We start from the raw sequence: 23,385 nt of genomic DNA, 5'->3' as shown, positions 1-23,385 counted from the left end.
CCCGGAATAAATTAAAGACTTCACATTACAGCGAATATTGTATATCCTCTATAATGTGGAATAATTAATTGTCCATAATCTGCATAATAGGCATTACAGTAAAATCTAGTGAAGAAACCGCTTACATTACTGTGTGATCCAACCCGGGAGGGAAGAAATATATGTCAAACCGACTCATCGGCAGACTGATGCTACCGCTTGCGCTCTTGGTGGCATTGTCGGCATGCAATGGGCCAAGCCCGGCCGTCAAGAATGTTGTGGCGCGCTTTAGCGAAACAGCCGATGAACCCATTACAGGCGGGACTGTGACCTTTGGCTACCCGTCCTCTTTTCAAGGTATCTTTGAACCGGCATTCTTCGAAGGAGAAGATGATTCCAATGTGCTGGAGTTCACCACTGAGGCTATGTTCACCGTGAAGGATGATTTGTCCACAGCTCCTAATATCGCCAGCTGGCAGGAGTCCGAGGATCATACGGTGTTCACATTTACCATTAAACCAGGGGTCCGCTGGCATAATGGGGATGAGCTGACGGTGGAGGATTGGAAATTTGCCCTGGAAACTATCGCCAGCCCGGAGTATACGGGTTCCCGATACTATAGCGTTGAGATGATCAAGGGAGCAGAAGCGTACCACCAGGGCCAGGCGAAGGAAATTACAGGGCTTAAAGTGATGGACCCGTATACGCTGCGCATTACAATGAATTCAGCACGGGTGAACGTGATTGATAGTCTGTGGGCCTACCCCATGAACAAGCGGTATTTCGAGGGAGTGGCCGTTAAGGACATGATGGACAGCGATCAGGTGCGCAAGCAGCCAATTGGCACAGGTCCGTTCATGGTAAGTAGCATTATACCGGGCCAGACGGTGGAAATGAAACGGTTCGATAATTATTACAAGGGCGCAGCGCTTCTGGATGGGATTACTTATAAGGCAATCGACAGCAAGGATATCACCGCTCTGCTGGAAGCAGGAACTGTCGATATGGCGGCTTTACCACGTGATGCCTATGAGGCTGCAGGGCAATTGGATAATGTAGAGATTAGGGTCACACCGGGAATGTCGTTTGAATATATCGGGTTCAAATTTGGACACTGGGATGAGACAGACGGTCAGGTGGTGATGGATAATCCCAAGTTCCAGGATAAGAGCCTGCGTAAGGCAATGTATTATGCAATTGACCGGCAAGGGATTCTAAATAAATATTCCTATGGCTTGGGAACGCTTATCGAGACGCCTATTCCAAGTTCCAGCTGGGCCAAGATCGCAGATGAGGAGATCGATACCTACCCTTATTCTCCCGAAAAGGCCGGTCAGCTTCTGGATGGGGCCGGGTATCTGGATATGGACGGGGATGGACTCCGCGAAGATCCCGGCGGCAAGAAGCTCGTTATTCACTATGATGCCATGAGCGGCAGCAAAACGGCTGAGGCGCGGACGGCAGCCATTCTTCAGAATTGGCGTGATGTCGGGCTGGATGTGCGGCTCAGCGGAGGAAGCCTGAAGGAGCTGAATGCCTTTTATGAATCGGTGGAGTCGGATGATCCGGCAGTGGAGCTGTTCAACGGCGTGTGGGGACTGGCCAGCGACCCTGATCCTTCGGGCTTATGGCGGGCTACGGATTCGTGGAATTACTCCCGGTGGACCTCGAAGCGCAGTGAGGACCTGATCCGGGAAGGAGTCAGCCTGAAGGCGTACGATAAGGACTTCCGGAAGGAAATCTATTATGAATGGCAGAAGCTGATCAATGATGAGGTTCCGATGATCTTTTTCGCTGAACGCTCGGATATTACTGCGGTGAATAAGCGCCTGCAAGGGGTAACAATGAATGCTTTAAGCAATATCATCGATCCGCAGAGCTGGTGGATTAAGGATACTGAATAAACTGTGGAGGACGGTCTGGATTGCTGCGTTAAGTGGCTGAACAGACTGTCTTTTTTTTATTTTTTTCCCTGAAAAAGAATCAAAACGCCATTTGCTGCGTCATATACTTTATGGAATATAAGCGGCCTAAGTGTCAAAGTTGTCGTTATTTGTTGTTTCTTTTTAGTGGTGAAGTGATTACAATAGAAATATTGTTTATGTGTCAAAGCCGTTTCCCAGGTTTATTCTACAATTAGAACGACCCGAATCCCGGAAAGGGGGGAATAATACCATCTGAAGCAGGGCGGCGTACAGCAGCTAGAACAGCCCACTCATGACTGCCCTGGAAGCCCAGGCGGCCATTGTAAATAGATTACGTTCATAATATGTACATTCCACCATAAAGAAGGAATCAAAAATGATGAATAAGCTTAAAAAAATAAAGAAAAGATATATTGCGCTCATTCTGGTACTGGTGATTGCTGCAGGAGCGTTTCTGTTCCAGAAGCCGCTTGCTGTGCTGGCCTTTGACCTCTTTTTATCCGATCAGGTAGAGAAGAAGCTGACGGATGAATCCTTTGTGCCTCTGGAGAATAACACCACCAAAAATCCGACAACCGTTAAGGCCGAACCCGTGGCACTCAAAAACGATCCGTTCTCTCTGATGCTGCTGGGTACAGATCAGCGGAAGAATGAAACCGCACGCTCAGATACCATGATGTATGCGGTGATCCGGCCGGAGGATTATAAGATTCTGCTGATCTCCGTACCCCGGGATACCTACACTGAAATTATTGGATACAAGGATAATAAGAAAGATAAAATTACACATGCTTATGCGTTCGGCGGACAGCAAATGTCCAAGGATACACTGGAAGCGCTCCTCGGCCATGATATTCAATATTATGCCACCATTAACTTTCAGGGGTTGAAGGATGCTGTCGATGCCATTGGCGGTGTGCCGCTCCCGATCAAGAAGGATATTGTCAATAAAGGCAAAGACCATGAGAAATTCACAATTAAGGCCAATAAGTCGAACTACAGCGGCGAAGAGGCACTTAACTATACCCGCTACCGTGAGGATAGCGACTTCAACCGGACCAAACGTCAACAGGTCTTTATTGATGTCGTAGCGAATAAAATGTTATCGATCAGCCAGATCGGCAATATCCCTGAACTGCTGGATATCATGGGCGACAATTTCAAAACGGATATTCAGCCCTCAATGATCATCAGTCTGGCTAAGAAGTTCATGGGCGGCAAGGATATGGATATCTCCAGCTTCACGGTGATGGGCGAAGGCAAACGGATGGACGGGATCTATTACGATATCGTGAACGAAGAGGATCTGACTAAAGCCAAGGCCCTGATCGACAACTGGATGAATCCCAGTACACCTGTTGACCAGCTGATTGAACCAGGCAAGGCCGGCAATGCGCTTGAGCCTTCGGCCACACCCGCAGTACAGTAAGGATCAGACCGGATATTCTTGACCCGTTATAAAAACAGCAGCCATTCCCGCAAGGTTAATGGCTGCTGTTTACTGTCTTCATGCTATAATGGAATGGAACTTATTGCTGTAGGCAGACGTATAACTACGGTGGGCTTTAGTGCAAGGAAGGTAAAGTAGCATTCCTTCGGAATTCTTTGAGGAGGATCAAGAGATGAATATTGCGTTTTTTTTACTTCCGAAGCAGGAGGTCGCATGTGTTACCATGGATTCCACGCTGCGGCAGACCCTGGAACGGATGGAGTTTCACCGCTATACAGCAGTGCCGATCCTGAACCGCAACGGAGAATATGCCGGAACGGTTACAGAAGGGGATCTGCTCTGGTATATGAAGGATTCGGGCGGCGCGGTCACTTTTGAGAATGCTTCCAAATTTCTGCTTAAGGATGTCCCGCTGCGGATGAACAATCTGGCGGTCTCGATTGATGCTGATATGGAAGATCTGATTAATTTGGCCAAGGTCCAGAACTTTGTACCGGTGGTCGACGACATGAAGCGGTTCATCGGCATTGTACGCCGGAGTCAGATTATTGAATACTGCGAGAAATTTGTCTCACGGCAATCGCTCGAATCGTTATAAGGAACCAAGGCCTGTATTTCCGGCGAAACGGAATGCGGGCCTTTTTTGAAAGATGGAAGGCGATATTCAGGGGCGGCAGGCGTCCGTGTGGCTCGGAAATTTTTATGCTATAATGGAGAATAATGCTTTTTGCCGGAGGTAGAGAGACAGTGCCCAATGTGCCGAAGGATCTGGATGTGGCCAAACGCGCCAAGGTAATTGAGTGGTTAAAGACGGAAGTAATTGATCAAGTCTCAAGGTTATTCAAAGCGCTGTGGGAAGGCAGTACCACGCGTGTCGGCGACAGTCTGGCCAGCCTGATTATGAGTTCGTACATCTTAGGGCGCAGACTCGGTATCCCTTATCGCGAGCTGGATGATTTACTGCTGGAGAAGCTGAGAAAGCACAGGCAGGAAGGCCATCAGCTCGAAGAATGGTACCAGGATATATCTGCATTAGAAGAACATATGCGTAAGAGGTGAATACTGTTGAAATTTCGCTGGACATCTGTGGCTTGGAGCATAGCTTATCTGTTGCTGCTGTTATCTCTGTCAACCCCGCTACTACTTATTACAACATTCTTTATGATTATTCCGGCCATAGTGCTCTTTACGACCCTTAACACCAAGCAGTTCATTCTGCATCTGTTACCGGTTCTGCTAATTGTGGGTCTGATTACCCCGATGTATATCCTGATTGCGGCCTATTTCCTGATCCCGGCCCTTGTGATGGGACGATGGTACAAGAAGCGTGCTTCAGCGATTTCTACTCTGATTGCCGGCATGGTCGCTATACTAGCTGAATTCCTGCTGATCCTGCTGATCAGTACGACGTTCCTTAAGTTCAACCTATACGACTATGTCTATGATGTTCTGAAGACCTATGCGGACTGGCTGGCAAGTATGGGTGCAAGCAATCCGCTGCTGTCCGAGATATCCATCTCCTCTGATCAGATTGGCCAGATGAGCTGGCTGACGATCCAGGCGATTCCAATGACGCTGATCCTCAGTGCGTTCGTGATTGCGGTTATTACCCATTCCATTGTCCGCCCTATTCTGAACAGTATGGAATATGCGGTGCCTAAGCTGAAGCCGGCGCGGGAATGGAGACTGGCCAGATCGTTCATCTGGTATTATCTGCTTGGCGTGGTCATCAGCCTGCTGTTCGGCGGTGCCGACAGCGGCTTCATGCTAATGGTTTCAGCCAATCTGCTGCCGCTGCTGCAGATTGCGTTCAAGATCCAGACCGTCGGCTTCCTCTTCTTCCTGGTGCATGAACGGAAGTGGAGCAAGATCATCGCTCTTCTGCTGGCAATCCCTGTGATTGCTCTGCCGGGATTCTGGATTATTGGTGTGGTAGACCTGGCGTTTCCGCTGAGGGAGCTTGTGAAGAAATCGAAACGATAGGGTGAGGGCTCATGCCAAAATTTCTGCAAAGACGCTGGCACGGCTATCATACCGTGTGGGCGTTCTTACTGCTGCTGGTCCTGATTATAGTAGTCAGTATCTATAACTGGGTCCTCGGTGTTGCCAGTCTCTTCCTGGCCGGCACATTGTGTTTCACCATGCTGCAGGCCGAGCTGTCGTTCCGCCGCAACCTTGTAGATTATATCAACGGCCTGTCTTTCCGCATCAAGCGGGTGGAGGGGGAGGCTGTAAGCATGCTTCCGCTCGGGATTATCCTGTACAGTGAGGGCCGGGCAGTGGAATGGCATAACCGGAATGCCGGCCAGATCTTCTCCCGCAAGTCGCTTGTTGGTGAAGATATGCAGGAGCTGATGCCGGAGGTTATGGCTTCTCTGCAGAACCTGCCGTCCAAGCGGGAACCGGTTAAGGAAGGGGTATTGAAGGAGCACCGCCATGAGCTTACGGTCGATGACCGTTATTATGAGGTCGTGGTGATTCCAAGTGAACGGCTGCTGTATTTATTCGATATTACCGAGCTTGTTGTGCTGCGTGAGCGGTATGAGGAAGAGAAGCTGGCGATTGGAATTGTCATGATGGATAATCTGGATGAAGCCGCTCAGGGGATGGATGATCAGCAGCGTACTTCGCTGATCGCCAAGGTAGCCAGTGAGATTACCGAGTGGAGCAAGCAATTCGAGGTATATCTGCGCCGGTTGTCTTCCGAGCGGTATCTGATGCTGCTGAATCACCGCAGCCTTCAGGCTCTGGAGGAGAGCAGGTTCGTGGTGCTGGACGAGGTCCGTGAGATGACGGCCGACCTCAAGGTGCCGATGACGCTGAGCATAGGCCTTGCCTACGGTTCGGAATCGGCCAGTGAGCTGGGAGCGCTTGCCCAGTCGAGTCTGGACATGGCACTCGGCAGAGGCGGGGACCAGGCCGCTGTGAAGGCGGGCCAGCGGCTCTCCTTCTACGGCGGCAAGACCAATGCCGCCGAGAAACGCACCCGCGTCCGGGCGCGGGTGATCGCCCACGCCCTGCGGGATCTGATGCAGGAGAGCGACCGGGTGCTGATTATGGGGCACCGGATACCGGATATTGATGCGGTAGGAGCGGCGATTGGCCTGCTTAAGGCGGCACAGATGTACAATGTGGAAGCGAGCATAGTGATGGAGACGCCGAATCCTTCGATTACCCGGATGATGGAGGAGATCCGCAAGGATGAGGCGCTCTACAAGACCTTCATCACGCCAGAGCAGGCTCTCCAGATGATGACGGAGCATACGCTGCTCATTGTTGTGGACACCCACAAGGCTTCCATGACTATGGAGCCGAGACTGGTGCAGTATGCCAGCCGGATTGTGGTGGTTGACCATCACCGCCGGGGTGAGGAATTCATCAATGACGCTGTGCTCGTGTATCTGGAGCCGTATGCGTCATCGACTTGTGAGCTGGTGACGGAGCTGCTGCAGTACATTCATGACAAGATTAAGCTCAGCCCGCTGGAGGCCACGATGCTGCTGGCCGGGATCACGGTCGATACGAAGCATTTCGCACTCCATACAGGGTCGCGGACCTTCGAGGCTGCCGGGTTCCTGCGCCGGGTCGGGGCGGATACGATTCTCATTCAGCGCATGCTGAAGGAGGATTTGCAGGAGTACATCTCGAAGGCGGAGATCATCAAGCATGCGCGCATGGTGTATGACCAGATAGCGTTAGTGGTCACACAGCCCGGGATGAAGATCCCGCAGCTGCTGATCGCCCAGACGGCGGATACGCTGCTGGGGATGACGAATGTGGTAGCGTCATTCGTCATCAGTGAACGTCCTGACGGCCTGATTGGTATCAGCGCCCGTTCTCTGGGACGGATGAATGTGCAGGTAGTCATGGAGAAGTTGGGCGGCGGCGGGCATTTGTCCAACGCGGCTGTACAGCTTGAAGGAACAACAAAAGAAGCGGAGGCCAGACTGCTCGCAGTGCTGGCCGAAATCGAAGCGAAAGAGGGGTTATTTGAATGAAGGTCATATTCTTGAAGGATGTTAAGGGTCAAGGCAAGAAGGGGCAGGTTAAAGAGGTGTCGGAGGGCTATGCAGCCAATTTTCTGCTGCCGCGCGGGCTGGTTCGTCCGGCTACAGACGGCAATGTGAAGACACTGGAGAACCAGACGGCAGCCGAACAGCGCCGCAAGGACCAGGAGAAGGAGGAAGCGGTACAGCTGGGCAAGAAGCTGGATGAGCTAACCCTGACTCTGAAGGCCAAAGCAGGCGAAGGCGGCCGTCTCTTCGGCGCTATCACCAGCAAGCAGATCGGCGAGACACTGGCAGCTACTCAGGGGATCGTCATCGACAAGCGCAAAATTGAGCTGAGCGATTCGATCCGCCATGTAGGTACGTTCCAGGTAACAGTTAAGCTGCATACTGAAGTAAAGGCTAACCTCACGGTTCAGGTAACGGAGGAGTAGGATGGGTGGAGATCTCTTTTTCGATCGGGTTCCCCCGCAGAATCTGGAGGCAGAACAGGCCGTACTGGGTGCAGTTCTACTGTCGGATGAGGCGTTAATTACCGCGATGGAGCGGGTGAATACCGAAGACTTCTACGACAAACCGCATCAGATGATATTTGAGGCGATGGTGCAGCTCGGAGAAGAGAGCCAGCCGATTGATCTGATTACATTGACATCCCGGCTCCAGGATAAGGGGGAGCTAGAGGATATCGGCGGTGTCAGCTATCTGGCGAAGCTGGCGCATGCGGTGCCGACTGCGGCCAACGTCGATTATTACGCCCAGATTATTGAAGAGAAGGCGATGCTGCGGCGGCTGATCCGTACAGCCACGCAGATTGTCAGCGAAGGCTATACCGGCGGCGAAGATGTGGGCATTATGCTGAGTGACGCTGAGCGGAGAATCCTGGAAATCTCGAATCGCCGTAGCGGTAGCGGGTTCATTGCCATCCGCGATGTGCTCATGCAGGTATTCGACCGTGTAGAGCTGCTCCATCAGAATAAAGGCGGAACCTCGGGGATTCCAACCGGATTCGTTGACCTGGACCATATGACGAACGGCTTCCAGCGCAATGACTTAATTATTGTGGCGGCCCGTCCTTCCGTTGGGAAGACGGCCTTCGCCCTGAATATCGCGCAGAATGTAGCGGTACGGGCGAAGGAGACGGTAGCCATCTTCAGTCTGGAAATGTCGGCGCCCCAGCTGGTTCAGCGTATGATCTGCGCAGAGGCCAATCTGGACGCCAATATTATGCGTACCGGCGATTTCAAGAGCGATGATGACTGGTCCAAGCTCACGATGGGCATCCAGTCGCTGTCCGAGTCCGAAATCTACATCGACGACACCCCGGGCATCACGGTTACCGATATCCGTGCAAAATGCCGCCGGCTCAAGAAGGAGAAGGGACTCGGAATGATTGTCATCGACTACCTGCAGCTGATCCAGGGCCGGGGCAAGGCCGGTGAGAACCGCCAGCAGGAGGTATCGGAAATCTCCCGTACCCTGAAGCAAATCGCCCGTGAGCTTGACGTTCCTGTCATTGCCCTGTCACAGCTCAGCCGCGGTGTGGAGCAGCGCCAGGACAAACGGCCGATGATGAGTGACCTTCGTGAATCAGGCTCTATTGAGCAGGATGCGGATATCGTAGCGTTCCTGTACCGTGATGATTATTACAATCAGGATACCGAGAAGAAGAATATTATCGAAATTATTATCGCCAAGCAGCGTAACGGTCCGGTAGGGACGGTGGAGCTTGTGTTCCTCAAGAACTTCAACAAGTTCGTCAACTACGAGCGGGCCCATGCAGAACCTTTTGCAGGTTAGGCAAATTTCGCACAATACACGAACGATCGCACATTCAAGCCTGTGATCGTTCGTTTTTATTTGACTTTAAAAAGTGCCGCTGTTACACTGATTATTGTGCTTTGGCGGCCTGCCCGCCTGGTGTCCGGAGGGCTGCGTACAAGATGAAGCGCGTACAGAGCCCCTATGATAAGCGGAAAAATAATGGTGCTTGCTAGCACCTACGGAGGAATGTACATGTCAACGGTAGTCGTCGTGGGAACACAATGGGGAGACGAAGGCAAAGGCAAGATCACGGATTTTCTGGCGGAAAGTGCAGATGTGGTCGCCCGGTATCAAGGGGGTAACAATGCCGGTCACACGATTCTGATTGACGGAAAGAAGTTCAAACTGAGCTTAATTCCATCTGGTGTATTTTATAAAGAGAAGACTTGTGTTATCGGCAACGGAATGGTCATCAACCCGGAAGCGCTGATCCAAGAAATTAATTATATTCATGACAATGGCTTCGATACGAAGAACCTGGTAATCAGCGATCGTGCCCATGTCATTATGCCTTATCATATGGTGCTGGATGCGCTTGAGGAAGACCGCAAAGGCCCGAACAAAATTGGTACAACACGCAAGGGGATTGGCCCGTGCTACATGGATAAGGCTGCCCGTAACGGCATCCGGATTGCCGATCTGATGGACGCTGAGGAATTCGAAATGAGACTTCGTCCATTGATGGAAGAGAAGAATCAAGTGATCACTCAGGTATACGGCGCTGAGCCGCTGAATGTGGAAGAGATTCTAACCAAATATCTGGAATATGCAGAAGTGCTTCGCGGCTATGTAACCGATACTTCGGTGGTGCTGAATGATGCGATTGATGCGGATTCCCGTGTGCTGTTCGAAGGTGCGCAGGGCGTGATGCTCGATATCGACCAGGGAACTTATCCGTACGTTACTTCATCGAATCCATCAGCTGGCGGAGTCTGCATAGGCTCAGGCGTGGGTCCGTCCAAGATCAAGCAGGTTATCGGTGTGGCTAAGTCTTATACTACCCGCGTTGGAGACGGCCCGTTCCCTACAGAGCTTAACGATGCGACCGGTGATTATATCCGCGAGACCGGGCATGAGTACGGAACAGTAACCGGACGTGCCCGCCGCGTAGGCTGGTTCGACAGTGTGGTGGTGCGTCACGCCCGCCGTGTCAGCGGAATTACCGGCCTGTCGCTGAACTCGCTGGACGTACTGAGCGGTCTTGAGACTGTGAAGATCTGCACCGGCTACAAGTACCGTGGAGATATTATCACACATTACCCGGCAAGCCTCAAAATGCTGGCAGAATGTGAAGCGGTCTATGAGGAGCTTCCAGGCTGGAGTGAGGACATTACTGCGGCGAAGACGCTGGAGGATCTGCCGGCTAACACACGCAAATACGTGGAACGTGTATCGGAACTTACTGGTATTCCGATCTCGATCTTCTCTGTGGGCCGCAACCGTGAACAGACCAATCAAGTGCTGCCAATCTATATCTAGACTGAAGCAGAACTGAATAAATACGTATAGGAGCAGGGGCCTCGATGAGGCTCCTGTTTCTGTATGTCTAGAAGATTTTTCAGCAGGTTAAACAGCCTTTCTGTGCTTCGGGGACGTTTCCCGGACGTTGTTCTAGTCAATACTATGAGAATGGGATCATAGCGAACTGATTCTTTAGAGGTTGAATAGAGCAGGGTGTAAGGGAGTGATGGTGGTGAAAATAGTGAAGCGTACGCTGAGCGTCTGCCTGATTGTGGTGCTGGCGAGCGGTCTGTCCATGCTGACAACGGCATATGTGGTGAATACGTATATCCAGTCGGTGCTGGCCAGCTTCGATATCAAGCTGGACGGGCCAGGGCCGGGAATCGGCGGCTTCGTGAAGAGTCTGACCGGTATGGGCGGCAGCGGGGCTGCCTCTAAGGAGAACTCCAAAGCGGCCTCAAGCGAGACTAAGAACTCCATCAAGGAGGCTGATTCGGGCAAGACGGACGGTGAGAAGAAGGACAACAGTAGCGGAAAACCAGGGAATCTTCAAGAGAAACCGGTGGACGAGACAGTGCCGGATAATGCACTGCCTGTAATGGGACAAGCCGCGGCGGGAGAAGAACAAAGTGAGCAGGGGCTGGACCAGAATCTGGTGATGACGCCGGAGGCTATGAACGATCTGAAGCAGAGTCTGCCCGCTAATGCGAAATCCAATATCTTCAATATGCTGATGAACAAGCTTCCCCAGGAGGAGATGATCAAGATCTCCGCTGCCCTGGAGGGCGGCTTGACAGAGAGCGAAGTTACGGAACTGCAGGATATCATTGCGAAGTACGTAGATGAGGATGAATATAAGGCGTTGATGAAAATGCTTACACCGGATAGCGGAGAGATGAATCAGAATTAATAATTGTCACTTTTTGGTCACGGGATCGCCGTTTGAAACGCATATTTTGGGTATAAACCCGCGAATTTCGCGGGTTTTGCCATGGGAGCAAAGTTGAAATTTTTCTTCAGGCTATGGTACAGTAAAAAAGGACTAATAAGGGTTAATATTTTGTAACCTTTTTCGTGTGCGTCATACAGTCATATTCGTACTCATGCAAATCGGATGCGCAAAGCATATACATTCTTGTTTTTACAGCCGAAAGGGAGAGTTTGATGAAAGGATTTAAGTTTATACGCCGGATGGGGAACCTGCGGAACCGCGTAGAAGCATCCACAGGATCTGGTGCAGCAGGTGAACAAGGTACAGATGCAATGACTTCGGGTGAACCCCGTGTCTTTCAGCCGGAGATGAAATCCCGTCGCCGCCGGCGGTCATGGCTGCTGGCTTCAGCCGGTCTGGTTCTGCTGACCACCTTCCTCGTGGGGGCACAGAAGAAGCATGTAACAGCGAATACAATAACCTACTACAAGGTGCTGGTGAACGGCGAGGAGATTGGTGCGCTGAACCAGCAGGCGGAGTTGAACAAGCTGTTCGAGGAGAAGAGACGGGAATATCAGCTCAAGTATCCTGACTCTGTGATGGTCCTGCAGACTGGAGGTATTACTACCGAGGCCGAGCGGGCCTACAAGCCGGAGGTGAACAGCGGGGCTACACTGGACAAGCTGGATGGGATGCTCAAGGCTTATGCCGTAGGCGTACAACTGGCTGTGGATGGTGAACCGCTGGGGATCGTGAAGGATCAGGAGACAGCGGCGGCAGTGCTTCAGGCCGTTAAGGCGCATTACGCTCCGCAGAATGCGGCAGCTCCGGGGGCGAAGCTGAAGAAGACGGCGGCCAAGGCGGGAGCGGCTGGTTCAGCCGCCAATGATCAGGTGGAGTCAGTCAAGATCCGGGAGGAAGTGAACGTCGTTCCAGTGAAGGCAGATCCCAATAAGGTGCTTAGTGTAGAAGAAGCAGTGAAGGTACTCACCGAAGGCAGGGAAGCGCCGCTCCGCTATGCAGTTCAGGAAGGCGACACAGTCTCTGCTATTGCTTCCCGGTTCAACATTACCCAGGCGGAGATTTTCCGCAATAATCCTGAGGTGAAGGAGCTTAGTCTGCAGATTGGAGATGAATTGCAGCTAACGGTGCCGCAGCCTGACCTTACGGTAGTGACCGTAGAACAGGTAACTGAAGAGGTGGTTACGGAGCCTGAGGTTATTATCCGCAAGAGCGACCAGCTGCCGGCAGGCAAGCGTAAGGTTGTCCGACCCGGACAAACCGGGCTCAAAACGATGCAGTACAGGCTGACCAAAGAGAACGGACAGGTGGTTCAGGAGGAGTGGCTGGGTCAGAGCGTGGTAAAGGCTTCTCTGCCTGAAGTGGTCTATTCCGGTACCAAGGTTGTAGGTGAAGGAACAGGAATGTTCGCCTGGCCGGTTAGCGGAGCGATGATCTCCAGCAGCTACGGCGAGCGTTGGGGACGCACACACAAGGGAGTCGATCTGGTATCGGGCAACCGAACCATCAAGTCTGCGGATGCTGGGACGGTAAGCTTCGCCGGCGTGCAGAACGGTTACGGCAATGTGGTGATCGTTAACCATAACAACGGATACGTTACGTACTACGGGCATTTAAGCAGTATCTCGGTCTCAACCGGACAGAAGCTGGGACAGGGCAGTTCCATCGGCATTATGGGCAGCACCGGGCGCTCGACGGGGACGCACCTGCATTTCGAGATCCGTAAGAACGGGACGGCCATCAATCCGATGAAATACCTAAAGTAATGAATGACAGATAGGCTTCCATTCTATAATTCCCTGCCGTCCGGATGATTTCGGGCGGTTTTTATTTTCCGTTGTAACGCATTTCTACTTGAATAATAGGCTTTTGGGGCCCCCCGGAAAGTACCTGAGTTCTCTTCGAAGCTAAAGCCTCACTTTGTGGGGTGAATTTGATGTGACGCCAAGGCAGGTATGTTAAAATAAAGGAATCAGGGTTTCGAGTATCGTTAGAAAGGTGAAGCTGAGCTTATGCAAATGGGAACGATTCTGGTAGTGGATGATGAACAACCTATTGCTGATATATTGAAATTCAATCTGGAAAAAGAGGGCTACGAGGTCATCTGCGCCTTCGACGGCAACAGTGCGGTGGAGCTGGCTCTGTCCAAACGCCCCGATCTGATGCTGCTGGATCTGATGCTGCCCGGCAAGGACGGAATGGATGTCTGCCGTGAGGTGCGCTCTGCCCATCTGGATATTCCTATCATTATGCTTACCGCTAAGGATGGGGAGATCGATAAAGTGCTGGGTCTTGAGCTTGGTGCGGATGATTATGTGACCAAGCCGTTCAGTACCCGTGAGCTGCTGGCCAGGGTTAAGGCCCAAATGCGTCGCCAGCATAAGCCATCCCAATCGGAAGCGCCTAGTGAGGCGGTGGAGAGCAAGCAAGGGGTCTATCATTTCGGATTATTCATTGATACGGATATGTATATGGTCTACAAGGATAGTGAGCCGCTGGATCTGACGCACCGTGAATATGAGCTGCTCTATTATATGATCCGCCATGCGGGCAAGGTAATGACCCGGGAGCATCTGCTGCAGGCTGTGTGGGGCTTCGAATATTTCGGCGATGTGCGGACAGTGGATGTGACCATCCGCCGGCTCAGAGAAAAAATTGAGGAGAATCCTAGCAAACCGGAGTATATTCATACCCGGCGCGGACTGGGTTATTTGATGCATAGCCCCAAAAACGGAGGGTTGTAATGAAGGCACTGTCCTTTTTTCGGACGATCCAGGCCAGGCTTATTGTAATCTATGTGCTGCTGATTCTGATTGCGATGCAGCTGATCGGCGTATACTTTGTCAGCTCGATGAAGAACTCGCTGACGGATAACTTCACCAAGGATCTGAAGGCACGGGCCGAGATGCTCTCGATCCTCACCGCTGACAAATTCGGCAGTGAGACGGGCACAGCCGATGAGGAATCGGCTGTGGAGAGCCTGCGCGGCATGGTGAACAATCTGTATATCAATGGCGCAGAAATTCAGGTGCTGGATGCGAGCGGCAAGATTATTACCACCTCGATCCCTTCCCAGAATGACTATGTCGGCCAGCGGAACACGCAGACCGTGGTCAGCCGCGCCTTGCAGGGCATCAGCGATAATGAGGAATATATTATCGCTGATGATAATGTGCGCAAGAAAGTAGTGGCAAAGCCGGTAATTTCCGGTGATAAGGTAGTAGGCGCCATATATATAGCGGCTGATATGAAAGACTTATATGCCACCATGAGCCGGATTAACAGTGTGTTCCTCTCGGGGCTGCTGCTGGCGCTGGCGCTCACGGCAGTGCTGGGAGTTATCCTCGCGCATACGATCACGCATCCGATTAAGGAGATGACCAAGCACGCCACGGCTGTGGCGGAAGGGCGCTTCAACCGGAAGGTTCCTGTGTTCGGCAATGATGAGATTGGGCAGCTGAGCCAGGCCTTCAACTATATGACGGACCGGCTGCGCGAGGCGCTGCTGCAGAACGAAGAGGAGAAGGAGAAGCTGTCCTCCATTCTTGCCAATATGAGTGACGGTGTCGTAGCAACAGACGAGAGCGGCGCGGTCATTCTGATGAATACACGCGCCGCCTTGATGCTGGGTGCGGAAGGACCACTGCCTGCAGGGGCCTCGCTTGGCGGGCTGCTGGGTCTGGAGCCTGAGCAGTCTGTCTCCGTAACCCAGGGAATTCCCCAGTCGGCTATGCTTCACCTGTCTCCCATGGGCGGAGAGGATCCCAACATTGTGCGGGTGACCTTCACCCCGATTCACCGCCGCGAAGGCGGACGGATTGCCGGGACGATTGCGGTGCTGCAGGATGTTACGGAGCAGGAGAATCTGGAGGAGTCCCGCCGGGAGTTCGTGGCGAATGTATCGCATGAGCTGCGGACGCCGCTTACGACGATCAAGAGCTATGCGGAGGCGCTGGATGACGGTGCGCTGGAAGATCCGCAGCTTGCCGTGCGGTTCGTCGGAGTTATCCGCAATGAGACGGAGCGCATGATCCGGCTAGTTACGGATCTTCTGCATCTGTCGCGGCTCGATTCCAAGGAATCCAGTCTGCGCATTCAGCAGACGGATATCTCCGAGATGCTGGAGGATGTGGCGGACCGCTTCTCCTTCCAGATCCGCCAGAAGCGGATTCACATCAGCACCAGGGTTCGTAAGGATGTCGCCATAGCCTGGCTGGACCGCGATCAGATTGATCAGGTGCTGGGTAATCTGGTCTCCAATGCCCTCAAGTATACACCAGAGGGCGGGACGATCCGGCTGGAGGCACATAAGAACGAGGACGGCATGTTGGCCGTGTCTGTCCGCGACTCCGGGATAGGGATTCCGAAGAAGGACATTGAGCGCATCTTTGAACGCTTCTACCGGGTTGATAAGGCACGCTCGCGGAACATGGGCGGAACAGGTCTGGGACTGTCCATTGCCCGGGAAATTGTCAAAGCCCATGGCGGCTCCATTTCCCTGCAATCGGAGCTGAATGAGGGCTCGCTGGTCACGTTCACGCTGCCTTTGATGAAGCAAAGGGGGAGTGAGGCGTGAAGGAGAGAATCAAGTCATGGATGCTGGTCTTGCTTATACTCGGAAGTCTCGTGGAGAGCTATTATCTGATCTACAGGCTGCCCGGTAGCGACTCGGCAGTGTTGTCGAAGACCTTATATGTGAAGACGGATAATATGGGGCCGAAGGAAAAGGTGGAGAACCTGCTCTACCCCGATAAAATGATTATTCATATGGGCGGAGACAAGCATACACTGTTCTACCCCAGCTCCACTTTCTATAACCTGATTATGAACCGCCTGAAGGGCCGCAGTTTCGAGAGCTTCCAGCGGCGGTCCGTACAGGATTTCGACTGGGACAAGATCCGAAGTGAGAATCCGGGCATTGAGCTGTCGTTCGGGGCAGGCATTCCGGTAACGCTGCTGCAGCGGGTTATGCAGATCTCGTCGGATTCGCTGTTCGAGGGGGAGAGCATTGACCGGATCTGGATCTACAATATCAAAAATGACTCCAAAGCCCATGTTATCTTCTTCAGCACACGCGGGGATATTGTGTACGAGGCGGCTAAGGCTGATCTTACGGTCCAGGATGTGCAGCAGCATGTGGACTTCGGTAAGAATCTGACGCTGTATACAGCCGTAAACGGTGAGTATTATGTCCCTGAGGCGGATGTTCCGCTGGTTAAAGTTGTGATGCCTGCGAGTATGTATACCATTGAGCAAATGCAAAGCAATCTGTTCTTCGATGCAGGCAATACAAGGTATATTCCTGAGAAGGACGGCTCCAAAATCTATACTGACAGCAAACGCAGCCTGCAGGTGGACCAGGAGCAGAACTGGATGAGTTATAGTGATCCTGCAGCACTTCCGGACGGTGACAGCACACCGGCGAAGGATGCACTGGTGGCGGTGGAATTTGTCAATAACCATGGCGGCTGGAACGGAACCTACAGGCTGGCTGCTACGGAGGAGAGCCGGCAGGACCGCAAGGTTTCTTTTCAGCAATATTATGGTGCTTATCCGTCCGGCTCCTATCCGATTATGAGCAATCCGCAGCTTCAGTATGGCGTAATCCATCTGGAGCTCCAGCAGGGAACGGTCTCTTCCTATGAGCGCTCCCTGATGTACACGAATGAGGAAAAGTCTGAAAAGACCATTGTTAAGCTGCCCGGCGGCGAACTGCTGAAGCAGCGGCTGGCGCAGATCGGCAGCTCCTTGCGGATCATTGGGCTTACGCCTGCCTATATGCCTGCGCTGGCCGGGGAGAAGCTGCAGCTTCATCCGGTCTGGCGGGTTACACTCAGTGACGGCAGTGAGCTTACATTGAATTAGGGCGGAGATAAACCAAGCGGACAGGATACGATTCGAGGAGGGACGTTATGGACTGGGGAAGGGCTAAGAGTGTATTGATATATGCCTTTCTGGTGCTGAATCTGCTGCTGTGCTATCAGCTATGGATTGATGTGCGTGATCAGGTCAGCGCTGGACTTGACTTCACTTCCCTGTCTGCTGAGACTAAGGCGGTGATGGAAGAGAAGAACATCAGGCTGCTGTGCCCGATTCCGGCTGGCACTCCACAGCTGCCTGATATCACGTACCGTTATTCGGCCGAAGAGCAGAATGAACTGCCTGTGAAGCTTAAGGAGCCGATTGACAGCAAGCTGATGTACTCCTCGTTCTCGGAGCTTAGCAATCTGCTGAAGGGCCAGATTCCCGACATTGCCAATTACCGGTTCGATTCACAGGAGAGCGAGGTTGGCAAGTTCGTCCTGCATCCGCTGGTGGATAACAAGTGGTCTCTGTTCAGAGTGAGGCTGGAGCTGATCAACAGTGACCAGAAGATTGTGGCCTACCGCTGGCCGAAGATTGAGATCGCAGCCAGCCGGAGCGAGGATCTGCAGAAGGTTCTCCCGGCATCGCAGGCGCTTAGCAGTCTGATCGAGAAGTATTTTCCTGCGGATGCCGCAGTGAAGGAGATTGAGCTGGGCTATTATGGTGAGCTGTTCAACTCCGAGAGCCAGGTGGCTTCGCCGATGTGGCGGTTCATCTTGGAGGACGGCAGCGCCTACTATATGGATGCGATCAGTGCGGACATTATCAGTCCGAAGACAACAGAGTAGAAGGAGCAGGAGAGATATGGGGATTTCATTTACAGTACTGTCCAGCGGTTCTACCGGGAATGTGACAGTAGTGCGTAACGGCGAGACCACACTTATGATCGACGCGGGGCTGAGCGCCAAGCGGATTGACGAGCTCCTGGCCATGCGTGAGCTGACGGGAGCGGAGCTGGACGGGATTCTTGTGACCCACGAGCATTCGGATCATATTAAGGGGCTGGGCGCGATGGCCCGCAAGTATAATCTTCCGATCTATGCGAATTCGAATACCTGGGGAGCTATAGAGAAGGGGATTGGCAAGATTGAGGAGCATAACCGGGTCATTATGGAGACCGGGCAGCACCGGGATTTCGGCAGTATGCGGGTGGAATCCTTCGCCATCTCCCACGATGCTGCGGAGCCGGTAGCTTACAATTTCTATGACGGCAAGGAGAAGCTGTGTGTAGCGACAGACCTCGGGTATGTCAGCGACAAGGTGAGAACGGCTATATCGGATGCCGATGTGCTGGTGCTGGAGTCCAATCATGATATCGAAATGCTGCGGATGGGGCGTTATCCCTGGAATACGAAGCGGCGGATTCTTGGCGATCTGGGGCATCTGTCCAATGAGGCGGCAGGCGCAGCACTCAGCGAGATTCTGAGCGGGCGGACCAAGCGTGCCTATCTGGCCCACTTAAGCAGAGACCATAATATGATGGATCTGGCGAAGATGTCCGTGCGCGGGGCGATGGAGGACCGGGGCTGCTTTTACAAAGACAGTGAGTTCAGACTCTGCGACACCTACTATGACCGGCCTACGCCATGGGATAAGGTGAGCCAGTCATAAGGCGTTCAACCTCGGTAATCTTGTGCTCCAGCTCTTGGCGGGAGAATAGCCCTTTATCAATTAACAGCTCAATCATTGCATGCTGGGCAAGAATCAGCTGATAATGTTCATCCTTAAGGTCCCCCAGCTTACCAATGAATTGCACCAGATCCTTACTTGTTGAAAAAGACTCCATAGTCCGTCCCTCCTTGTGAAATGGATGTATTGAGACTGTGAATAATTTACATTTTTTTAACATAGAAAACATGTGGGCAGCGCGGCTGCCTGTGATACAATCATATAGAGCGTTCTAATCCTATTGTAGTCTTTTAAGTTGCAAAATATTCCGGATACAAGCTGTTAAACTTTTTAGTAGCTTATTAGAGTAATAGACATCCCTTGCGCTTAGAACCCACTGGAATGTGGTGAATAAATCAAGTGAAACCTTTTAGTACTTCGTGAAGTCTAAGAGATATAGCGGTTAAGCTCGGGCGTGGTTGCTTGGCGTTCAGGTCGTGAATGCGGTGGCAATAGAGGGGAGAGAGTGTAACATGGGATTATTCGATGATGATTTCTATTCAACCAAGGTGTCACGGCGCAAAAGCGGCAATTCTAAATCAACTGGCGGATATACTGACGGCAAGTGGGCTGTCCGCAAATCGAAGCGGTCGCTGGCAACCTGGCAGATCTCACTGATCAGCTCTGTCTGCAGTGCTGTGGTGGCTGTGCTGCTGTTCAGTCTGGTAACGGGACAGTTCACCGCTGAGAGAGCTCAGGCTCCGGTGGTTATTGATAAGGTGGCTGCGAGCAGCTCAGATCCGTACGACCGGATTATTCAGGCTGCTGCCCATGTCCGCCCTGCGGTAGTAAGCATCATTAATCATAAACAAGACAATAAGGAACTTAATATTCTCGATGAATCCGCTCTAGGCTCGGGAGTTATCTATAAGAAGGATGACAATAAGGCATTTATCATTACGAATAATCATGTCATTGAGGGTGCCGGCAAGCTGGAAGTGGTTACAGTAGACGGCGTGACCCACAAGGCGGAGCTGGTAGGCGCTGACAAGGTGAGTGATATTGCTGTGCTCTCCATTGACGGCAAGGGAATCGACCGGATTGCTGAGATCGGGGATTCCTCCAAGTTGCGTCTGGGTGAGACTGTCATTGCCATCGGCAACCCGCTGGGGCTTGGGGATACACTAACTTCCGGCATTGTCAGCTACACAGAGCGGACGATACCGGTGTCACTGAACCAGGATGGCGTGTACGATTGGGAGCAGGAAGTGATCCAGACGGATGCGGCCATTAACGAGGGCAACAGCGGCGGCGCACTGGTGGATCTGGACGGCAAGGTGATTGGTATCAATACGATGAAGATCTCCGATACGGGGGTAGAGGGGTTGGGCTTTGCGATTCCCGCCAATCGTGTAGTGGACACAGCCAATGAGCTTACCTCCAAAGGGCGGATAGCACGTTCATACCTGGGTGTATATTCGGTGGATTTGAATAATCCGTATGTTCCGCTGGCCGATGACCAGCGCAAGGAGCTTAATCTTCCGTCTGTAGTTACTGATGGGGTTGTGGTTCTGGATGCTGTAGGACCGGCGAAGGAGGCAGGCCTGCAGCTTAACGATGTGATTACGAAGTTCAACGATAAGCCGATTACCTCCACGCTGTCGCTGCGCAAATATCTGTACGATCATACCAAGATCGGCGATAAGCTGAAGATTACCTTCTACCGCAATGGTGAAGTGAAGCAGACAACAGTTCAGCTTCTTGAGAAGCCGGAGGAATAAAATTGGAAATGGCCGTATATAATAATGAGGCAGTCACGATTACGGAAACAGTTGAAGCCGTCCTTTTCAGGAAAAAAGAAGAGGGCGGGGCTGTTTCAAGAATAAATAAATGGGGTAACTGGTAGTAATGGGTATAAATATTACAAATTAATACGACTGGTAGCCCTTACATTGGGAAGTGGCCCTTATAAGGGGAAAAACGGAGAAATTAGGATAGAACAGCTTGCCTTTGTTATTAAGGTGTGGTAACATGAAATTATTCATACATTGATACCTTATTCTCGCATTGAAAAGGGCTGTCAACCAAAGATACAACCTTTCTCAATGTGTGAATTTTTTCTTTGTCTGAAGATAAAAAGAACATATTAATTTAAATTTGTGGAGGTAACACACATGCAAACAGGTACAGTTAAATGGTTCAACGCAGAAAAAGGATTCGGTTTCATCGAAGTTGAAGGCGGAAGCGACGTATTCGTTCACTTCAGCGCAATCACTGGCGACGGCTTCAAAACTTTGGACGAAGGCCAACGCGTTGAATTCAACGTTGTTCAAGGCAACCGCGGACCACAAGCCGAAAACGTTGTAAAACTGTAATTAATAGAAGACACCGTCCCCGCTTGTGAAAGTTGGGACGGTCTTTTTTTATCATTACTTGCTTGCAACATAAAGGAAGGAGGAACGGCAATGAACTACCGGAAAAAGCCTTTGGAGGAAGTACCGGAAGAAAATACCGCAATTTGGGCCTGTACCAATGAGGATTGCAATGGATGGATGAGGGATAATTTCGCATTTGAACACGCGCCTTCCTGCCGTCTCTGTCATTCCCCAATGGTTCGTAGCATGAAGATGCTGCCGCAATTGCTTAATTCAAATGGCGATCTCAAATCGCTTAAGAAAGGTATTTCCATTACCTAGACCAATACCTTTATGAATCAAGACAACTATATACTATACATGCTGGATAAATGTAAGACGGTGAAACCGTCTTATTTTTTTTGCTTTCTATATGCAATATTGTGATATTTGTCACAAATATTTTGTTTTTCATGCCTAAACAGGGTGTATAATGTGACAATCATCACACTTAAGGCGTCGGAAATTTGACAAAATAGACATAACGAAATAGGGAGAAGGAAGGGGAGAAATATGGATACAGTACTGCTGTCACGTATACAATTTGCGTCGACGACAATTTTTCATTATTTCTTTGTGCCAGTATCGATCGGACTTGCGCTCATAATTGCCATTATGGAGACCATGTACGTAAGAAAGGGCAATGAAGAGTACAAAAGAATGGCGCAATTCTGGGGGAAGCTGTTCCTGATTAACTTCGCAGTAGGTGTAGTAACAGGGATTTTGCAGGAATTCCAGTTCGGAATGAACTGGTCGGATTATTCGCGCTTCGTCGGTGATGTGTTCGGGGCTCCGCTTGCGATTGAAGCCTTGTTGGCCTTCTTCCTGGAGTCCACATTCATCGGAATCTGGATCTTCGGCTGGGATAAGGTGTCCAAGCGGATTCATCTATTATCGATCTGGCTGGTGGCCTTCGGGACGATGCTGTCGGCATTCTGGATTCTGGCGGCTAACTCCTTCATGCAGCATCCGGTCGGCTTCCAGATTAACAACGGCCGGGCTGAGATGAATGACATCTTCGCACTGATTACAAACGGCCAGCTGCTGGTGGAATTTCCGCATACAGTGCTTGCCGCTTACGCTACAGGTGCCTTCCTGGTAACAGGGATCAGTGCTTACAAATTGCTTAAGAAGCAGGACGTCGCCTTTTTCCGGAAATCATTCGAGATCGCAGCAATTGTAGGGGTTATCTCTTCCTTCGGCGTTGCGGTTGCAGGACATGCACAGGCTCAATATCTGGTAGAGACACAGCCCATGAAGATGGCGGCTTCCGAAGCGCTGTGGGGTGAGAGCGGCGACCCGGCACCTTGGACGGTATTTGCCAATATCGATGTGAAGAACCAAACCAACAGCAATGAAGTTCAGGTTCCGTATCTGCTGAGCTTCCTGTCCTACAGTAAATTCTCCGGTGATGTGAAGGGGATGCTGGAGCTACAGAAGGAGTATGAAGTAGCCTACGGACCAGGAGATTATATTCCGCCGGTCAAAACAACCTTCTGGAGCTTCCGGATCATGGTTGCTGCCGGCACGCTGATGATGCTGTTCGGGGTATATGCTATCTACCTCATGTGGCGCAAAAAGATGGACAGACCCAATACCTGGTTCATGCGCTTCATGTTCTGGGGACTGCTGCTTCCGCCGATTGCCAATACGGCCGGCTGGATTATGACAGAGATCGGGCGTCAGCCATGGACTGTATTCGGACTTATGACTACAGAAGACAGTGTGTCGCCTAATATTACCAGCGGACAGGTGCTGTTCTCGGTGATTACTTTTAACGCGATCTATGCCATATTGGGTGCAGTGCTGGTCGGCCTGTTCGTCAAAGTGATTAAAAAAGGTCCTTATGCTATGGATAACGAACACGGTGAATCCCACGATCCGTATAACAAGGAGGGCTAAC

At 51.5% G+C, this 23,385-nt stretch carries 22 protein-coding genes; 21 read left to right on the top strand and 1 reads right to left on the bottom strand.

From position 1 onward, the window contains the following. The first annotated feature begins 161 nt into the window (after positions 1–161). From opp4A to C162_RS27365, 16 genes are all read left to right on the top strand, one after another. Entirely contained in the window at positions 162–1,883 is a 1,722-nt protein-coding gene (gene opp4A, locus C162_RS27440) for an oligopeptide ABC transporter substrate-binding protein (protein WP_051493977.1), read from the top strand. A gap of 397 nt (positions 1,884–2,280) precedes the next feature. Next, positions 2,281–3,333, top strand: a complete 1,053-nt coding sequence (locus tag C162_RS27435; RefSeq protein ID WP_036699832.1) for an LCP family protein — start codon at positions 2,281–2,283, stop codon at positions 3,331–3,333. Positions 3,334–3,526: 193 nt separating this feature from the next. After that, positions 3,527–3,952: a CBS domain-containing protein gene (locus C162_RS27430; RefSeq protein ID WP_036699831.1), complete on the top strand. Its 426-nt coding sequence runs from the start codon at positions 3,527–3,529 to the stop codon at positions 3,950–3,952. Between the two features lie 158 nt (positions 3,953–4,110). Further along, positions 4,111–4,413, top strand: a complete 303-nt coding sequence (locus tag C162_RS27425) for a MazG-like family protein (RefSeq protein WP_179090524.1) — start codon at positions 4,111–4,113, stop codon at positions 4,411–4,413. A gap of 6 nt (positions 4,414–4,419) precedes the next feature. Further along, complete coding sequence (locus C162_RS27420) at positions 4,420–5,337, top strand: DUF2232 domain-containing protein (protein WP_036699827.1); 918 nt, start codon at positions 4,420–4,422, stop codon at positions 5,335–5,337. An 11-nt stretch (positions 5,338–5,348) separates the two neighbouring features. Then, positions 5,349–7,352 (top strand): DHH family phosphoesterase, encoded by a 2,004-nt coding sequence (locus C162_RS27415; RefSeq protein WP_036699826.1) that lies wholly within the window; start codon positions 5,349–5,351, stop codon positions 7,350–7,352. Next, positions 7,349–7,795, top strand: coding sequence for a 50S ribosomal protein L9 (rplI, locus tag C162_RS27410; RefSeq protein WP_036699823.1), 447 nt, complete (start codon positions 7,349–7,351; stop codon positions 7,793–7,795). Before C162_RS27415 ends, rplI begins: the two co-directional genes overlap by 4 nt. A 1-nt stretch (position 7,796) precedes the next feature. Then, positions 7,797–9,158, top strand: coding sequence for a replicative DNA helicase (dnaB, locus tag C162_RS27405; protein WP_036699821.1), 1,362 nt, complete (start codon positions 7,797–7,799; stop codon positions 9,156–9,158). 216 nt (positions 9,159–9,374) lie between these two features. Next, a complete protein-coding gene (locus tag C162_RS27400; protein WP_036699818.1) occupies positions 9,375–10,661 on the top strand; it encodes an adenylosuccinate synthase in 1,287 nt (428 codons plus the stop codon). 214 nt (positions 10,662–10,875) lie between these two features. Continuing rightward, positions 10,876–11,553 carry a hypothetical protein gene (locus C162_RS27395; protein ID WP_036699912.1) on the top strand — a complete coding sequence of 226 codons (678 nt, stop codon included), beginning with the start codon at positions 10,876–10,878 and terminating at the stop codon, positions 11,551–11,553. A gap of 254 nt (positions 11,554–11,807) precedes the next feature. Then, positions 11,808–13,361, top strand: a complete 1,554-nt coding sequence (locus C162_RS27390) for a M23 family metallopeptidase (RefSeq protein WP_036699815.1) — start codon at positions 11,808–11,810, stop codon at positions 13,359–13,361. A gap of 246 nt (positions 13,362–13,607) precedes the next feature. Next, the gene (yycF, locus tag C162_RS27385) at positions 13,608–14,339 is read left to right on the top strand and encodes a response regulator YycF (protein WP_036699813.1); all 732 of its coding nucleotides are present in this window, start codon (positions 13,608–13,610) and stop codon (positions 14,337–14,339) included. Then, on the top strand, positions 14,339–16,171 hold the full coding sequence (walK, locus tag C162_RS27380; RefSeq protein WP_036699810.1) for a cell wall metabolism sensor histidine kinase WalK: 1,833 nt from the start codon (positions 14,339–14,341) through the stop codon (positions 16,169–16,171). Before yycF ends, walK begins: the two co-directional genes overlap by 1 nt. After that, positions 16,168–17,460, top strand: a complete 1,293-nt coding sequence (locus C162_RS27375; protein ID WP_036699808.1) for a YycH family regulatory protein — start codon at positions 16,168–16,170, stop codon at positions 17,458–17,460. Before walK ends, C162_RS27375 begins: the two co-directional genes overlap by 4 nt. A gap of 47 nt (positions 17,461–17,507) precedes the next feature. Further along, complete coding sequence (gene yycI / locus C162_RS27370; RefSeq protein ID WP_036699806.1) at positions 17,508–18,248, top strand: two-component system regulatory protein YycI; 741 nt, start codon at positions 17,508–17,510, stop codon at positions 18,246–18,248. Between the two features lie 16 nt (positions 18,249–18,264). Then, positions 18,265–19,071: an MBL fold metallo-hydrolase gene (locus C162_RS27365; protein ID WP_036699804.1), complete on the top strand. Its 807-nt coding sequence runs from the start codon at positions 18,265–18,267 to the stop codon at positions 19,069–19,071. On the opposite strand, the gene C162_RS27360 is transcribed toward C162_RS27365, so the two are convergent. Continuing rightward, the gene (locus C162_RS27360; RefSeq protein WP_036699801.1) at positions 19,040–19,246 is read right to left on the bottom strand and encodes a hypothetical protein; all 207 of its coding nucleotides are present in this window, start codon (positions 19,244–19,246) and stop codon (positions 19,040–19,042) included. The two genes, C162_RS27365 and C162_RS27360, sit on opposite strands and share 32 nt — an antisense overlap. Positions 19,247–19,601: 355 nt before the next feature. Between C162_RS27360 and C162_RS27355 the strand changes: the two genes are divergently transcribed. The 5 genes from C162_RS27355 to C162_RS27340 all read left to right on the top strand — a co-directional run bounded on the left by C162_RS27355 (position 19,602) and on the right by C162_RS27340 (position 23,384). After that, positions 19,602–20,849 (top strand): S1C family serine protease, encoded by a 1,248-nt coding sequence (locus tag C162_RS27355; RefSeq protein WP_036699799.1) that lies wholly within the window; start codon positions 19,602–19,604, stop codon positions 20,847–20,849. A 2-nt stretch (positions 20,850–20,851) separates the two neighbouring features. After that, positions 20,852–20,974 carry a hypothetical protein gene (locus C162_RS37390; RefSeq protein WP_256707725.1) on the top strand — a complete coding sequence of 41 codons (123 nt, stop codon included), beginning with the start codon at positions 20,852–20,854 and terminating at the stop codon, positions 20,972–20,974. A gap of 268 nt (positions 20,975–21,242) precedes the next feature. Then, a complete protein-coding gene (locus C162_RS27350; RefSeq protein ID WP_019914582.1) occupies positions 21,243–21,443 on the top strand; it encodes a cold-shock protein in 201 nt (66 codons plus the stop codon). A 90-nt stretch (positions 21,444–21,533) separates the two neighbouring features. Further along, positions 21,534–21,764 carry a cold-shock protein gene (locus tag C162_RS27345; protein ID WP_036699797.1) on the top strand — a complete coding sequence of 77 codons (231 nt, stop codon included), beginning with the start codon at positions 21,534–21,536 and terminating at the stop codon, positions 21,762–21,764. 231 nt (positions 21,765–21,995) lie between these two features. Then, the gene (locus tag C162_RS27340) at positions 21,996–23,384 is read left to right on the top strand and encodes a cytochrome ubiquinol oxidase subunit I (protein ID WP_036699795.1); all 1,389 of its coding nucleotides are present in this window, start codon (positions 21,996–21,998) and stop codon (positions 23,382–23,384) included. Position 23,385 lies beyond the last annotated feature (1 nt).

The sequence above is a fragment of the Paenibacillus sp. FSL R7-269 genome (assembly GCF_000517865.1).
In the GTDB taxonomy this organism is placed as follows: Bacteria; Bacillota; Bacilli; order Paenibacillales; family Paenibacillaceae; genus Paenibacillus_AQ.
Note: the sequence above shows the minus strand (reverse complement) of the source record. Positions and strands in the feature narration are given on the sequence as shown.

What these genes read in the sequence shown, in the direction of transcription:
- opp4A (WP_051493977.1), top strand. Translation starts at nt 162, where the DNA reads ATGTCAAACCGACTCATCGGCAGACTGATGCTACCGCTTGCGCTCTTG.
- C162_RS27435 (WP_036699832.1), top strand. Translation starts at nt 2,281, where the DNA reads ATGATGAATAAGCTTAAAAAAATAAAGAAAAGATATATTGCGCTCATT.
- C162_RS27430 (WP_036699831.1), top strand. Translation starts at nt 3,527, where the DNA reads ATGAATATTGCGTTTTTTTTACTTCCGAAGCAGGAGGTCGCATGTGTT.
- C162_RS27415 (WP_036699826.1), top strand. Translation starts at nt 5,349, where the DNA reads ATGCCAAAATTTCTGCAAAGACGCTGGCACGGCTATCATACCGTGTGG.
- rplI (WP_036699823.1), top strand. Translation starts at nt 7,349, where the DNA reads ATGAAGGTCATATTCTTGAAGGATGTTAAGGGTCAAGGCAAGAAGGGG.
- dnaB (WP_036699821.1), top strand. Translation starts at nt 7,797, where the DNA reads ATGGGTGGAGATCTCTTTTTCGATCGGGTTCCCCCGCAGAATCTGGAG.
- C162_RS27400 (WP_036699818.1), top strand. Translation starts at nt 9,375, where the DNA reads ATGTCAACGGTAGTCGTCGTGGGAACACAATGGGGAGACGAAGGCAAA.
- C162_RS27390 (WP_036699815.1), top strand. Translation starts at nt 11,808, where the DNA reads ATGAAAGGATTTAAGTTTATACGCCGGATGGGGAACCTGCGGAACCGC.
- yycF (WP_036699813.1), top strand. Translation starts at nt 13,608, where the DNA reads ATGCAAATGGGAACGATTCTGGTAGTGGATGATGAACAACCTATTGCT.
- walK (WP_036699810.1), top strand. Translation starts at nt 14,339, where the DNA reads ATGAAGGCACTGTCCTTTTTTCGGACGATCCAGGCCAGGCTTATTGTA.
- yycI (WP_036699806.1), top strand. Translation starts at nt 17,508, where the DNA reads ATGGACTGGGGAAGGGCTAAGAGTGTATTGATATATGCCTTTCTGGTG.
- C162_RS27365 (WP_036699804.1), top strand. Translation starts at nt 18,265, where the DNA reads ATGGGGATTTCATTTACAGTACTGTCCAGCGGTTCTACCGGGAATGTG.
- C162_RS27360 (WP_036699801.1), bottom strand. Translation starts at nt 19,246, where the DNA reads ATGGAGTCTTTTTCAACAAGTAAGGATCTGGTGCAATTCATTGGTAAG.
- C162_RS27355 (WP_036699799.1), top strand. Translation starts at nt 19,602, where the DNA reads ATGGGATTATTCGATGATGATTTCTATTCAACCAAGGTGTCACGGCGC.
- C162_RS27350 (WP_019914582.1), top strand. Translation starts at nt 21,243, where the DNA reads ATGCAAACAGGTACAGTTAAATGGTTCAACGCAGAAAAAGGATTCGGT.
- C162_RS27345 (WP_036699797.1), top strand. Translation starts at nt 21,534, where the DNA reads ATGAACTACCGGAAAAAGCCTTTGGAGGAAGTACCGGAAGAAAATACC.
- C162_RS27340 (WP_036699795.1), top strand. Translation starts at nt 21,996, where the DNA reads ATGGATACAGTACTGCTGTCACGTATACAATTTGCGTCGACGACAATT.